This is a genomic window from Leisingera sp. McT4-56 (assembly GCF_020514995.1).
Classification (GTDB): Bacteria; Pseudomonadota; Alphaproteobacteria; order Rhodobacterales; family Rhodobacteraceae; genus Leisingera; species Leisingera aquaemixtae_A.
Genome location: NZ_JAJALF010000010.1, coordinates 129,310 through 143,171 on the forward strand (window position 1 = coordinate 129,310; position 13,862 = coordinate 143,171).

Annotated in this window: 11 protein-coding genes; 3 read left to right on the forward strand and 8 right to left on the reverse strand. The window is 65.5% G+C overall.

Going from position 1 to position 13,862, the window contains the following annotated elements:
* Window positions 1-105: 105 nt before the first annotated feature.
* The 7 genes from LHL23_RS13220 to LHL23_RS13245 form a co-directional block, all read right to left on the reverse strand.
* Window positions 106-360: a hypothetical protein gene (locus LHL23_RS13220; protein WP_226430192.1), complete on the reverse strand. Its 255-nt coding sequence runs from the start codon at window positions 358-360 to the stop codon at window positions 106-108.
* Window positions 361-493: 133 nt separating this feature from the next.
* Window positions 494-1,774, reverse strand: a complete 1,281-nt coding sequence (locus LHL23_RS13225; protein ID WP_226430193.1) for a hypothetical protein — start codon at window positions 1,772-1,774, stop codon at window positions 494-496.
* Window positions 1,775-2,280: 506 nt separating this feature from the next.
* Window positions 2,281-3,684, reverse strand: coding sequence for an FAD-binding oxidoreductase (locus LHL23_RS13230; protein ID WP_226430194.1), 1,404 nt, complete (start codon window positions 3,682-3,684; stop codon window positions 2,281-2,283).
* A gap of 121 nt (window positions 3,685-3,805) precedes the next feature.
* Window positions 3,806-5,584 carry a gamma-glutamyltransferase gene (ggt, locus tag LHL23_RS13235; protein WP_226430195.1) on the reverse strand — a complete coding sequence of 593 codons (1,779 nt, stop codon included), beginning with the start codon at window positions 5,582-5,584 and terminating at the stop codon, window positions 3,806-3,808.
* An 82-nt stretch (window positions 5,585-5,666) separates the two neighbouring features.
* Entirely contained in the window at window positions 5,667-5,789 is a 123-nt protein-coding gene (locus tag LHL23_RS23505) for a hypothetical protein (protein WP_264181224.1), read from the reverse strand.
* Window positions 5,786-6,283, reverse strand: coding sequence for a hypothetical protein (locus tag LHL23_RS13240; protein WP_226430196.1), 498 nt, complete (start codon window positions 6,281-6,283; stop codon window positions 5,786-5,788). Before LHL23_RS13240 ends, LHL23_RS23505 begins: the two co-directional genes overlap by 4 nt.
* A 172-nt stretch (window positions 6,284-6,455) precedes the next feature.
* Complete coding sequence (locus LHL23_RS13245) at window positions 6,456-7,442, reverse strand: 2-hydroxyacid dehydrogenase (RefSeq protein WP_222478775.1); 987 nt, start codon at window positions 7,440-7,442, stop codon at window positions 6,456-6,458.
* Between the two features lie 217 nt (window positions 7,443-7,659).
* Between LHL23_RS13245 and LHL23_RS13250 the strand changes: the two genes are divergently transcribed.
* Together LHL23_RS13250 and LHL23_RS13255 are read left to right on the forward strand one after the other, a co-directional pair.
* Window positions 7,660-8,157, forward strand: coding sequence for an SH3 domain-containing protein (locus LHL23_RS13250; RefSeq protein ID WP_222479715.1), 498 nt, complete (start codon window positions 7,660-7,662; stop codon window positions 8,155-8,157).
* A 321-nt stretch (window positions 8,158-8,478) separates the two neighbouring features.
* Window positions 8,479-10,692 (forward strand): NADP-dependent isocitrate dehydrogenase, encoded by a 2,214-nt coding sequence (locus LHL23_RS13255; RefSeq protein ID WP_226430197.1) that lies wholly within the window; start codon window positions 8,479-8,481, stop codon window positions 10,690-10,692.
* Between the two features lie 83 nt (window positions 10,693-10,775).
* Here LHL23_RS13255 and LHL23_RS13260 read toward each other — a convergent pair whose 3' ends face one another.
* Window positions 10,776-12,668 (reverse strand): methyl-accepting chemotaxis protein, encoded by a 1,893-nt coding sequence (locus LHL23_RS13260; protein WP_226430198.1) that lies wholly within the window; start codon window positions 12,666-12,668, stop codon window positions 10,776-10,778.
* 393 nt (window positions 12,669-13,061) lie between these two features.
* Between LHL23_RS13260 and LHL23_RS13265 the strand changes: the two genes are divergently transcribed.
* Window positions 13,062-13,862 carry a transporter substrate-binding domain-containing protein gene (locus LHL23_RS13265; protein WP_226430199.1) on the forward strand — a complete coding sequence of 267 codons (801 nt, stop codon included), beginning with the start codon at window positions 13,062-13,064 and terminating at the stop codon, window positions 13,860-13,862.

Here is a 13,862-nt window from a genome sequence, read left to right on the forward strand (position 1 = left end):
TTTTCTGCGCAAGCAAAAGGGGGCCGCGGCCCCCTGCTGGTCTTCATTCTGCCGGTTGGCAAGATCATCAGATGCCTGCGCCAGGCGCGCGGCGGGTGCCGGTCTCTATTGATCCTGAGGCGACGCGGCGCCACCCAGGGCTGCCAGCTTGTCCCAGGCGCCGGTGCTGTCCCCGGCCTGTGCAGCGCGCTCTTTGGCGGCGCGGGCGCGGGCAAAACGCTCCTGAACGATTGTGCCGTAATCGGTGGCGCTGAGATCGCCCCAGTTCAGCCCCGCGTCGCGCGTCTGGAAGTAGTAATCCGCACCAATCACCGCCTGGGTGCTGAACACCAGGATGCCCATCGCTTTCTTCAGTCCCATTTCTGCCCTCCGGTTCCGGTCTGCTGGTTTCGGCTTGGGTTCAGTCACACACAGGAATGCGGCGTTTTTCCGGCAGAAAAGCGAAGAGAGGCGCAGGCGGGGTCAAAGCTGCCGCCTGGCCACCCTGCCAGGATCAGTCGCAGGTCAGCGTGGTGCCGCGCCGGATGCAGCCGCTGGCCTGGCTGCTGTCACCCGCCAGCCCCTTGCTGACCGTGACCTGCGAGGTAGTTCCGGTGTCCTGCGGCGCCGGGGCCGGGCCGGCCGCCTGACTGTTGCCGCCCTTGAAGACGCCGAGCAGCGTACTGGTCAGCCCCGCAAGCTTGCCCAGGCCGCCGCGCGCAGGATCTTCGCCGTCTGCGCCTTCATCGGCTAAATCCTGCTCTGCCTGCTGGAAGGCGGCACCGCCCTTGGCGGCCCCGGCTTCGGCCATCAGCTGGGTCAGGCGCTCGCGGAAGACGGTTTCGAGCGTCGCCGCGACATTCGGAACCCCGCCGCCGGTCACATCCATGTGGCCCACGGTGCCCGTCAGCGCCCCGGCAACCAGCTTGCCGGGGTCGATGTCCTCCATCTTGAGCTGCGCTGCCCGGGATTCAATCCTGCGCATCTCATCGCGCAGCCTGGTGATCGCTTCGGCCAGGCCCAGTTCGGCAGCAAACGGCACAGTCACGTCATTTCCCACTGTGGGAACCGGCTGCAGCAGCAGGCTGTTCAGCCCGTCATAGTCGATGGCAGAAAGCACCCTCCGAATGGTTTGATCAGAGGCGTCGGCCCAGACCTGAATCGTGGCCCGTTCGCCAAGCCCGACGATCCCCTTGAAATCACGCAGCTTGCGGCCGTCCTTGCGGAAGCCCCCATCGCTGCCAAAGGCAACTCCGCCGATCACCGCATAGGGATCTTCAGGAAGGGTCATGCTGCTCATCGAAGATGCGACCATCCCTTGCAGGGTGTTCGGGTTCAGCTTGCCGCGCAGCCGGACGCTGACGACAACCACTTCTCCATCCTTGCTGTAGCCCCAGCTGTAAGGATGCTGATCGTTGGCCCAGTTCTGCTGGCGGGCGCTGTCCAGCGCTTGGTCCAGCTCTGCCAGCGGATCGGCCCCGTCCTCCGGCTTTGCCATTTCCGCGGTGAACATGCCCGGCCGGTCAGGCAGGCTGAAGCGTTCCATTCCGGCAGGCGCTTCGGGCAGATAGGGCTTGCCGCCCAGCTGCCAGCGGCGTCGGCGGTCCTGTTCCAGTTCTGCCTCGCGGCGTTCCGCCTTGAAACCCAGATAGCGGTCATTGATTGTGGCCGCGTAGCCCGACACGCCCAGTTCTGCGAAGCCAAGCCCCGCCCGGCGGGCTTGCTGCTCATAGTCGACGCCCAGAAAAACCAGCCCGCAGACAGCTGCAAAGCCTGCCAATTGCTTGACGCTCATAATGCCCTCATTGAAAAGTTTTCAAACCATTACCGCCCGGCTAAGGGCTGTTTCTGGCGGGATTGCGGCGCAGACGCGAAAAAACGGAGCCTGAACCCGGTCAGGTTGAACCTGCCAGGCTGCTGTTGGTGCCGGTGCTGCTGTTTGCCTGTTTCCTGGATGCTGTCTGCCAGCGGATAGGAGTGGCGGCGCCGCCAAGGGGCGGAGGCGGGACGGGAGGGTTTCTCCCGCACGCTGAACGTTGTCTCTGCGTGCCCTTGCCACAGGGCCCTGTTCCTGGGTGCCGGGGGTGTCAGGCCCGGCGGTGACCGCGATCAGGGAAGAGTGTGCCCTTGGCAGCTTAAGATCACGTGAGGCCAGCGTGCGCAGGGTGCGCAACACCCCGAGCGCTGCATTGTGCCGCTGCGCCGCGAGTATTTTTGCAAAGAAGATGAGACAGGCTGCGCTTCATCTTTGCCCCAACACTCAAGTCCCGCTGTCAGCCCGGAGCGGCGGCGGCGCGCCTCTCACATCTCGACGATCTTGCCCGGGTTCAGGATGTTCTCTGGATCCAGCGCGGCCTTGATGGCGGCCATGTAGCGGGTCGCCTCGCCCAGTTCCTGCTGCAGGTAGGGGCGCTTGCCCTGGCCGATGCCGTGCTCGCCGGTGCAAGTGCCATCCATCTCGATCGCCATCTCGTTTAGCCAGCCGATGTATTCGTCCGCCTTTTGCCGCTCCGTGCCGCTGTCCATGTCAATCAGCAGCAGCGCGTGGAAATTGCCGTCGCCCACATGGCCGACCATCGGCGCTAGCAGCCCCATGCTTTCGGCCTTTTCCCGCGCTGCGCCGACGCATTCCGCCAGCCGCGAAATCGGCACGCAGACATCGGTGGAGATCCCCTTGGCGCCGGGGCGCAGCTGCAGGCAGGCCCAGTACATGTCGTGGCGCGCCTGCCAGAGCTTGCTGCGTTCTTCCGGCGTGGAGGTCGCGGCGATGTCGAAGCCGCCGAATTCCTCCGCGATGGAGGCAAACACGTCCGACTGCTCCACCACGCCTGCCTCGGACCCGTGGAATTCCAGCAGCAGAAGCGGCGTTTCCGGCAGGTCGAGGCCGGCATAGGCATTGGCGGCGCGCACGCTCATCTCGTCCAGCATTTCAATGCGGGCGACCGGAATGCCGTACTGGATGGTCATCATCACCGCGCGGCAGGCCTCATCCACGGTGCGGAAGGAGCAGCGGGCAGAGCGGATCGCCTCCGGAATGCCCTGCAGTTTCAGGGTAAGCTCGGTGATCAGGCCCAAGGTGCCCTCGCTGCCGACCAGAAGGCGTGTGAGGTCGTAGCCCGCGGAGGATTTCTTGGCACGCTGCGCGGTGCGGATCACGCCGCCGTCGGCCATCACCGCTTCAAGCGCCAGCACGTTGTCCTTCATAGTGCCGTAGCGCACCGCATTGGTGCCCGAGGCCCGCGTCGCCGCCATGCCGCCGAGCGAGGCATTGGCGCCAGGGTCGATGGGAAAAAACAGCCCCTGATCGCGCAGGTAGGTGTTGAGCTGCTCGCGGGTGACACCGGGCTGCACCACCACGTCGAGATCCTCGGCATTGACTGCCAGGATCTGGTCCATCCGCATCATGTCCACGCAGATACCGCCGGCGGGGGCGTTCACATGCCCCTCCAGCGAGGTGCCTGTGCCGAAGGGAATGACCGGCACGCCGTGTTCAGCGCAGACCTTGACGATGTCCGCGACCTCTTCGGTGGAGGTTGGAAAGACCACCGCATCCGGCGCCTGGTTGGTGATCCAGGTGGTGGTGTGGCCGTGCTGCTCGCAGATTGCCTGGCCGGTCTGCAGCCGGTCTCCGAACTGCTGCGAAAGCGCCTCGATGGCGGCGGCGATCCCGGCTTCGTTGCGCGGCAGTGATGTGGCTTGGACCATGGCGGCCTCCCCTGGCGGCGGGGCGCGGCGCCCCGGAACAATTCACCTGTTAACCTACGCATGGGGTTTGCGGGCAAGCAATACCCACTACCCGGTAGGCCCCGTGCTGCCCGGCCTGCCCTTAACCGCCCAGTGCAATTCCCTCGCGCCGCGGATCCGCTGCGCCTTTCAGCCCGTCACCGATCTCAATCGCATGCAAGCCGGAGGTCAGGTCGCGGGCATTCACTTCATACCCCATCTCCGTCAACGCTTCCGCCAGACCTTCTGCACTGGTGCCGGCCTCCAGATCATAGGTGCCGAAGCGGTTGACCAGATGCGGCAGCGCCAGCGCCTCTTGGATGTCCATGCCCCAATCAGCCCAGGCAATGATCGACTTGGCCACATAGCCGATGATGCGGCTGCCGCCCGGAGAGCCGATGGCCAGCACCGGCTTGCCGTCCTTCAGCACAATCGTCGGCGCCATGGATGAGCGCGGCCGCTTGCCGGGTTCCAGCCGGTTGGCAATAGGCACGCCGTCCGCGTGGGTGCGGAAGGAAAAATCCGTCAGTTCGTTGTTCAACAGGAACCCGCCCGCCATAAGCCGCGCGCCAAAGGCGTTCTCGATGGTCGTGGTCATCGACAAGACGTTGCCGTACTGGTCCACAATCGAGATATGCGAAGTCGAGGGCAGCTCAATCGACTCGTCATCCGCCAGCAAGGCATGGTCGAACTCGGGCGAACCCGGTGCCACCTCGGGCAGCGCATCATCGCCCTTCAAGAGTTCCGCCCGGGCGGCCAGGTAATCCGCCGCCACCAGACCATGAGTGGGCACCGGCACATAGTCGCTGTCGGCCATGTAGCGGCCCCGGTCGGCAAAGGCGAGGCGCGAAGCGTCACCGATCAGCCGCCAGGCCTCGGCGCTGTCAGAACCCAGTTCCGCCAGATCATAGCCCTGCAGCATCCCCAGGATCTGCCCCACGGTCAGCGCGCCGGAGGACGGCGGCCCCATGCCGCAGGCCTCGAAATCGCGGTAAGCCACGCAAACAGCCGGGCGTTCCTTAACCTGATACAGCGCCAGATCGGTGGCGGAGAGCACGCCGGGGTTGCCCTCGGCTGTGGTCACGGCGCGGACGATCTCTGCCGCGACGGGGCCGGAATAGAACGCCCCCGCCCCGCCCTCTGCCAGCGCCCGCAGCGTGGCGGCATAGTCCGGGTTCAGCAGGGTTGCGCCTTCTGCGATGGGCTCCCCTTCCGGCAGGAAGTAGGCGGCTGTGGCCGGAAAGCGCGCCAGCCGCTCGGCGTCACCCGCCACCAGCGCGGCCAGCCGCGGAGAAACGGCAAAGCCCTGCTCCGCGAGTTTGATCGCGGGTTCAAACAGCGACGGCCAGTTGGCGCGGCCCCAGCGGCGGTGGACCTCTTCCAGCAGCGCTGGCGTGCCGGGAGTGCCGACGGAACGGCCGCCAACCACAGCATCGAAAAATTTCAGCGGTTCGCCGTTTTCATCCTGAAACAGGGTGGGCGTGGCCGCCAGCGGCGCGGTTTCGCGCCCGTCCAGCGTGGTCAGATCGCCGCTGGCGGCGTCATACCAGACCAGAAACGCACCGCCGCCAAGGCCCGAGGATTGCGGCTCCACCAGCCCCAGCACGGTTTGCACCGCGACCATTGCATCCGCCGCTGTTCCGCCTGCGCGCAGCACTGCCGCCCCGGCCTCCACCGCATGCGGGTTGGCGGCTGCCACCATCCAATTCTCAGCCTCGACCGCGTTGCCGGCAGCCTTGGCCTCCAGTGCGGCGGCCACCTCGGGGGAAATCGCCTCAAATGCGCCGGCTGTTGCTGCCTCGGGCGCAACCGCATCAGCGGCCTCCTGCGCCAGCGCGCTGCTGCCTGCCAGAAGACCAAGGATGAGTGCTGAATACCGCATGTGCCGTCCTTTCCTCATGTGTCGCCGCTCAGCCTAGACCAAGCGGAGCGGCGGCACACGGGAAAACAGCGGCAGCGCGGGATCAGTCAACCGCAGGCACCGCCCCCAGCCAGCGGCCGAATTCCGGCAGGCGCGGGGCAAAGCGGCGGCTGCGCTCGGCAGCGCCCTGCGCGCCGAAGGTGATGCGCAGGCCGACTCTAGTCACCAGATCGGAGACCTCGTCCGCAGCGCCGGAACTGCTGCCCTCGTGCACTTGCACCCAGTCAGCGCCCCATAAAACGACGCCTGATGGCCGCCGGCGATGGTGAAGCCGCGTTCGTTCTCCAGCCCCAAGGCCAGCAGGTCCATCTCGTCCGGGCCGCTGCCGGAATCGGTGTCCTGGTCGCCGCCAGCATAGGCAGCCCGCGCGCTGATCCAGGTGTGGTCCCGCAGCGCATAGCCTGCGCCCAGCGCCAGGAAGCTGGCGTCTGACAGGGTTTCCGGATTCTCTGCCTCGGAATCCAGGCGGCCGATCTGGCCGCTGAGGGTCAGGTTGCCGTTATGCCAGGCGCCTTCCAGGCCGTAAGCGCTGTAGTCTGCGTCCTGGTCGCTGTCATCCGGGTTGAAGGTGACGTCGCCGGTTGCGGCAAAGCCGCCAAAGTATTGGCGTTCAGAGGCCATGCCCATTTGCAGCGCCATCTGGGCGCTGATGCACGCCATGAAGCAATCCTCGATCTCTTCCAGCGGGCCGCCGGCGCTGTTCAGGCCGCAGCCTGCCTGCCCTGCGCGGCAGCGGGCAGTGCGCCCAGCTCGCACAGGAGGCGGGAATCAGGGAATGGCGCAGGTAAATTGTCCTCTTGCATTGAGGCGCGGCGGTTTCCCGCCGCCAACCTCAAAGCATTGACGGCACAACCTGATCCGGCGGCCGGTGGCCATCTTCGAAGGTTTTGATGTTCAAAAGCACCTTTTCGCCCATCTCGATCCGGCCCTCGATGGTGGCCGAGCCCATGTGCGGCAACAGCACCACGTTGGGCAGCTCGCGCAGGCGCGGGTTGATGTCGGTGCCGTGCTCATAGACGTCGAGGCCGGCGCCTGCGATCTCGCCCGCGCGCAGCATCCGGGTCAGCGCCATCTCGTCGATCACTTCGCCGCGGGAGGTGTTCACGATCACCGCCGAGGGCTTCATCAGCTTCAGCCGCCGCGCGTTCATCAGGTGGAAGGTAGAGGGCGTCGAGGGGCAGTTCACCGAGATCACGTCCATCCGCGCCACCATCTGATCAAGGCTTTCCCAGTAGGTGGCCTCCAGTTTCTCCTCGACCTCAGGGCGCAGGCGGCGGCGGTTGTGGTAATGGATCTGCATGCCAAAGGCTGCGGCGCGCTTGGCCACCGCCTGGCCGATCCGGCCCATGCCGAGGATGCCGAGCCGCCGCCCGGCAATCCGCCCGCCCAGGAACGCGGTCGGCGCCCAGCCCTGCCAGTCGCCCTTCTGCATCACCGCCAGCCCCTCGGGCATCCGGCGCACCACCGCCATGATCAGCGCCATGGCCATATCGGCGGTGTCATCGGTCAGCACGCCGGGGGTATTGGACACCAGGATGCCGCGCTGGCGGGCGGTCGCCACGTCGATGTGGTCCACGCCCGCGCCGTAGTTGGCGATCAGCTTCAGCCGGTCGCCGGCCTGGCCCAGCAGGCCCGCGTCGATGGTATCTGTCACCGTCGGCACCAGCACGTCGGCATCCTTTACCGCTGCCGCCAGCTCGCTCCGGGTCATCGGTGTGTCATCCTCGCGCAGGCGCACATCGAACAGCTCGCTCAGCCGGGTTTCCACAGGTTCCGGCAACCGTCGCGTAACGACAACACTCAGTCGGTCTCTTGGCACTTGTGCTCTCCCTTGGGCTTTTCATTCCGCACGCCTCCATGGCATCGTGGCGCAGGATGCGCAGAGGCACAAGAACCCAACCGCATTCCCTTGCCTGCCGGCCTGAAATTTTCCCGGCGCGGCGGGGATATAACAAGACGGGCAGAAGACCGGAACAAGAGGCTGGGCGCAACCCGGCTGGGCAAGAAGAGGCGAGCAGGCAGTGAGAAACGCGGCGTTGGCAATCCGCCATCTGGCAGCGGCAGCAGCAGTTGTGGTGCTGACCGGCACATTCTGCGCGGCCGAATCCCGCGGCCCCGTCACCAACCTCCCCCTGCCCCGCTATGTCTCGATGAAGGCTGCCACCGGCAATGTGCGCCGCGGCCCATCGCTCAGCCACAAGATCGACTGGGTGTTCAAGCGCCGCGGCATGCCGCTGGAGATCACCGCCGAATACGGCCACTGGCGCCGGGTGCAGGACCGCGACGGCGCCGGCGGCTGGGTGCATTATGCGCTGCTCTCGGGCGTGCGCACCGTGCTGGTGGAAGAGGACATGCTGACCGTTCACGCCCGCCCGGACACCCGCGCGCCTGTGACTGCCGCCTTTGAACTGGGCGTGGTGGCCCGGCTTGGCGAATGCGAGGCTAGCTGGTGCGAAATCTCGGCCGGCGGCTACAGCGGCTGGGCGCCGAAGAAAAAGCTCTGGGGCGTCGCCCCGGACGAGCTGCGCGAGTAACCCCCTCCCGTTTTCATCTTTCCCGAAATACTCCGGGGTGAATTGGGCCGGCGGCCCAAGAGGGGCAGCGCCCTCTTAAATTCGAACCTGTGGGGCAGCGCCCCTTTCTCCGTTGCGGCAATCCGCGCGGGGGTACGGATGCGCCAAACCATTGCGCCCGCAGCAATCGTGTTCTACATGGGGGCCACACCCATGGCTGCCCAGGCCGGACCCGCCCGTTTTCCGGGCGCAGCCGCGGCAGCACCGGACTACCCGAACCCGGCGCGGCCTGTCCGCGCTGTCGCCCTATAAGCCTCCGAGATCGCTGAAAGGTTGTGGAACATGGCAGAAAATCAAACCCCGGACATATTGTATACCATTGTAGACGAAGCGCCCGAACTGGCCTCGGCATCCTTCCTGCCGATCATCCGCAAGTTCGCCGCCGCCGCCGGTGTCACTGTCGGCACCAAGGACATCTCGCTGGCCGGCCGCATCATCGCTGCCTTCCCGGAGAACCTGACCGAGGCACAGCGCCAGAGCGATGACCTGGCCGATCTGGGCCAGCTGGTGAAGACCCCGGACGCCAATGTGATCAAGCTGCCGAACATCTCCGCCTCGGTGCCGCAGCTGACCGCCGCCATCAAGGAACTGCAGGGCCAGGGCTACGATATCCCGGACTACCCGGAAGAGCCCAAGACCGACGCTGAAAAAGAGGCACGCGCGCGCTATGACGCGATCAAGGGCTCCGCGGTGAACCCGGTCCTGCGCGAAGGCAACTCCGACCGCCGCGCTGCCAAGGCGGTGAAGAACTTTGCCCAGAAGAACCCGCATTCGATGGGTGAATGGTCGGCCGACAGCAAGACCAAAGTGTCGTCGATGCCCGGCAACGATTTCTACGCCAACGAGAAATCCGCAACCATCACCGCCGCCCAGGCCGGTGCCGCGCGGATCGAGTTCGTGGCCAAAGACGGCGCCGTCACCGTGCTCAAGGACGGCTGGCCGCTGGAAGAAGGCACCGTGGCCGACGCCACTTTCATGTCGGTGAAGGCGCTGTCGTCCTTCCTGGCTGACGCCATTGCCGACACCAAGGCGGACGGCACCATGTTCTCGCTGCACATGAAGGCCACCATGATGAAGGTCTCCGACCCGATCATCTTCGGCCACGCGGTGAAGGCCTGGCTGGCGCCGGTGTTCGAGAAATACGGCGCCGAGCTGGAGGCGCTGGGGGTGAACCCGAACTCCGGCATGGGCGACCTCTTGGAGCGTGTCAAAGGCAACGCAGAAATCACCGCCGCCATCGAAGCCGTGCGCGCTGAGCGCCCGGACATGTACATGGTGGACAGCGACAAGGGCATCACCAACCTGCATGTGCCTTCTGACGTGATCATCGACGCCTCGATGCCCGCGGTGATCCGCGCCGGCGGCAAGGGCTGGGACCAGGACGGCAACAAGGGCGACACCAACTGCGTGATCCCGGACCGCTGCTATTCCACCGTCTATGACGAGACCATCAATTTCTTCAAAGCCAACGGCGCGCTGGACGTGACCACCGCAGGCGCGGTCGCCAACGTCGGCCTGATGGCGCAGAAGGCAGAGGAATACGGCTCCCACCCGACCACCTTTGAAGCACCCGCAGACGGCACTATCCGCATCGTGCTGGCGGGCGGCGACACCCTGCATTCGCATGACGTGGAAACCGGCGACATCTGGCGCGCCTGCACCGTCAAGAAGGCGCCGATCGAGAACTGGATCCTCTTGGCAATGGACCGTCAGCGGCTGACCGGCTCCGAGGCGATCTTCTGGCTGGACGCAAACCGCGCCCATGACGCAGAGCTGATCAAATACGTGAAGCCTGCGCTGGAGAAGGCCGGCGTTGCCGACAAGTTCCAGATCATGGCCCCGCGCGAAGCCACCCGCCAGTCGCTGGAGACCATCACCGCAGGCAAAGACAGCATCGCCATCACCGGCAACGTGCTGCGCGACTACCTGACTGACCTGTTCCCGATCCTGGAGCTGGGTACCTCGGCCAAGATGCTGTCGATCGTCAAGCTGATGCAGGGCGGCGGCCTGTTTGAAACCGGCGCCGGCGGCTCTGCTCCCAAGCACGTGCAGCAGCTGGTCGAGGAAAACCACCTGCGCTGGGATTCGATGGGTGAATTCTGCGCCCTTGGCGAGTCGCTGAACTTCCTGGCGGATGTGAAGAGCAACGCCAAGGCCGGCGTGCTGGGCCGTGCGGCTGAGGACGCAACCCAGGGCATCCTGGACCACAACCGCTCGCCCTCGCGCAAGGTCGGCCAGCCCGACAACCGCGACAGCCACTACTGGTTTGCCCGCTACTGGGCAGAGGCGCTGGCTGCGCAAACCGAAGACGCCGCGCTGGCGGCGCATTTCGCCCCCATCGCCGAAGAGCTGGGCGCCAAGGAAGAGCAGATCCTGTCCGAGCTGGCAGCCGCGCAGGGTGCGCCTGCCGACATCGGCGGCTACTACCGCCCGAGCGTGGAGCTGAAAGCCAAGGTGATGCGTCCCAGCGCGACGCTGAACGCCATCATCGGCTGATCCCAGCAGACAGCCTGAAACGGGAAACGCCCGGGGATTTCTCCCCGGGCGTTTTTTGTTGCTGCTGCGGTTGAGCGGGCGGATCAGAAGTCCTGCCACAGATCCCGTGCCGCATTGCCATCCGATGGTGCCACGGCGGCGGGCTGGGGGGCGGGCTGCACGTTCCAGTCATCGCTGCCGTGGGCGGTCGGCACTGGCGCGGGGGCGCTGGCGGCCCTTGCCGGGGCTGCCGCCTGGCCGCCGCCCGGGATCTTGAAGTGGGCGACCAGGTCGCTCAGCTTGGAGGCGTCGGTCTTCAGCATGTGGCCGGCTGCGGTGGCCTCTTCCACCATCGCCGCGTTCTGCTGCGTCACCTGATCCAGCTGGGTGACGCCGGTGTTAATCTCGTTGAGGCCGGTCGACTGCTCCGCCGCGCCTTCGGCGATGCCGGAAACCAGCTGCGAGATATGGGTGACCTGGCTGACGATGCTTTGCAGCGCATCGCCGGCCTTGCCCACCAGATCGACGCCGCGGGCCACCTGGCCGGAGCTGTCGGAGATCAGCGTCTTGATTTCCATCGCCGCATCGGAGGAGCGCTGCGCCAGTGCCCGCACCTCGGAAGCCACCACCGCAAAGCCGCGCCCTGCCTCGCCCGCACGGGCTGCCTCGACACCTGCGTTCAGCGCCAACAGATTGGTCTGGAAGGCAATGTCGTCGATCACGCTGATGATCTGGCTGATCTGGTTCGAGGACTGTTCGATTTCGGTCATTGCAGCCACTGCGCTTTGCACCACCTCGCCGCTGCTGCGGGCCTCTTGCTTGGCTTCCTCCATGGTGGCCTCGACGCTGCGGGCGCCGTCGGCAGCGGATTTCACGCTGGCGGTCAGCTCGTCCAGCGCCGCCGCGGTCTGTTCCAGCGTCGCGGCCTGGCTTTCGGTGCGGTGCGACAGGTCGTCGGAGGCCTGGCTGATCTCGGCGGCGCCGTTGCGGATGCTGCCGGCAGCGGCGATCACCTGCTCCACCGTGGCGCTGAGGTTCTGCGCGGTGGTGTTGAAGTCCCGGCGCAGCTGCTCGTAATCCTCGGGGAAGGTCTCATTGATCTGAGCGGTCAAGTCGCCCTGCGACAGCGCCGACAGCTTGCTGCTGAGCGAAGCCACCACCTTGCTGCGCTTCTCGTTCAGGGCCTGCTCGGCCTCTTCCATCTGCTGCTGGCGGATCAGCGCCTGGCGGAACACGTCAAGGCTGCGGGCGATCTCACCCAGTTCGCTGCGCGACTCCGACGACGGAATTTCGCTGTCGGTGTCGCCCTCTGCCATTTGCTGCATGCGGATCTTGAGCCCGTTCAGCGGGCCGGTGACGCCCCGGGTGATGAAGAAGGCGGCAATGCACAGCAGCAGAAGGCTGCCGCCGAAGACCACCAGCGCCTGATTGCGCATCCGCGCCACGTCGGCCTCGATGTCGGAGACATAGGCGCCGGTGCCTACGATCCAGCCCCAGGGCTTGTAGGCCTGCACATAGCCGATCTTGGCTTCGACAACATCGGAGTCCGGCTTCTTGAAGTAGTAGGTCAGCTCCCCCGCCCCTTTTGTGGCGGCGATCTTCTCCAGTTCCTGGAACACCTTGATGCCGGTCACGTCTTCATAGCCGCCCTGATTGGTGCCGTTCCAGGCAGGCACCGTGGGGTGCGCCTGCACCACCAGGTCGTGGTCGAAGACGAAGACATACCCGGATTCACCAAACCGCAGCGCGGTCAGGCGTTCGCGGCCGATATCGCGGGCCTCTTCCACAGTGAAGCGGCCGGTCTTGACGCCTTCCTCCAGATCCTTCAGCAGGCTGACGGCCGCATCGGTGACGTTGTGCAGCTCCGTATAGCGCATTTCATAGGCGTTCTTGACGGAGTGGGACAGCATCAGGAAGGTCAGCCCGGCAGTCAGGCTGAGCGCAAGCGCGGCAAGTGCGTAGATCCGCACCGGCAGTCGGTAGAGGAAGGCAGGCATATTTATTGGGTCCTTTGATTACGGGCCATCGTTCCCCCTTGCCTAAGGCGCTCTTCCTAAGATTTTCCTAGCCGGCCCTGAAACGGGCAGTCCGCGGAGCCGCCGAACGCTGCCAGCCACGTGCTCAGAAGCCGCCGGAATCCATTATTTCCAAGGCATTACGCGCGAAATCCTGGAGACCGGCAGAGGTCCAAAATGCCGCAGGAATATCCGTATGCGACGCCCGCAGCCCGATTCGCGTCACCGCCAATTTGCCGCAGAGGCCGCGGCACAGCCACTGTCACCGCAAGCGCCCTGAACTGAACGGGATTTTCCGGTCTCAATGTTTTTGTGGATTATGTATCCAATATCCTGTATCTGATTCTCCACAACAAATACCGACAGGAGGATCTCATGTTCAAATCGCTGGCCGCGGCTGCGGCGCTTGCCCTGGTGCCGCTGGCACCTGCCCTTGCGGATACGCTGGATGATGTGGTGGACCGCGGCACCCTGCGCTGCGGCGTGGTGCTGGATTTCCCGCCGATCGGCTACCGCGATGCCAACAACAAGCCCGCGGGTTTTGACGTCGATTACTGCAACGACCTGGCGGCAGCGCTAGAAGTCGATGCCGAGATCCTCCCGGTCACCTGGGCCGAGCGCCTGCCTGCCATCGTGACGGGCCGCGCCGATGTGGTGTTCGGCGCCACCTCCGACAGCCTAGCACGGGCGCGCACCGTCGGTTTCACCATCCCCTATGCGATCTATTTCGCCCAGGGCGTCGTGAACACCGAAAGCGGCATCAAGAGCTTCGAGGACATCAAGGGCAAGCGGGTGGCCGGCGCCATCGGCACCGTGCCGGAGCAGGAATGGCTGAAGATTGCCGCCGAATGGGGCGAAGAGGGCAACTACCAGGGCTACCAGTCCGAGAACGAGGTGTTCCTGGCGGTGGCGCAGGGCAAGGCGGACATCGGCCTGACCACCAACACCGCGGTGCTGCCGGTGACCCAGCAGTATGAGACCCTGGCAGCCGGCCCGCGGATGCCCTGGACCACCGATTACACCTCGGTCGTGGGCAAGCGCGAGGATGTCACCTGGATCAACTTCCTGAACCTGTTTGTGACCCACCAGGTGCGGTCGGGCCGTTACGCGGAACTGTGGGGCAAATACGTCGGCGGCGAAGCGCCCGAGCTGCGCATCCCCGGCGTGCTGTACTGA